At 59.8% G+C, this 276-nt stretch carries 1 protein-coding gene; it reads left to right on the forward strand.

All coding sequences use genetic code 11. The annotated features are described in order from the left end of the window. Positions 1-40 precede the first annotated feature (40 nt). On the forward strand, positions 41-276 hold a 236-nt coding region (locus SB752_RS32365; RefSeq protein WP_410719491.1), incomplete at its 3' end, for a S24 family peptidase.

Here is a 276-nt window from a genome sequence, read left to right on the forward strand (position 1 = left end):
CGGTGGCCGCGGGAGGATTGAGTATGCCAAAGGTGATTCCATGGCGCCGAAGATCCAGGACGGCTGGGCTTTGATCGTCGTGCCGTCACATTTGACGGTTCATGATCTGGTGCCCAACACCATCTACGCGATCAATTTCGACGGACGCATGCTTGTGAAGATCGTGGCCCGCGACAGCTTGACTGGACGCTGGGTTGCGAGATCGGCCAACGGCTCGTACGCCGACCTCCCCCTAGAGGGCGAAGCCACGGTACGTATTCTTGGCCGAGTCGCATG

Origin of the sequence: Brevibacillus sp. SIMBA_040, assembly GCF_046535075.1 — a bacterium.
Classification (GTDB): domain Bacteria; phylum Bacillota; class Bacilli; order Brevibacillales; family Brevibacillaceae; genus Brevibacillus.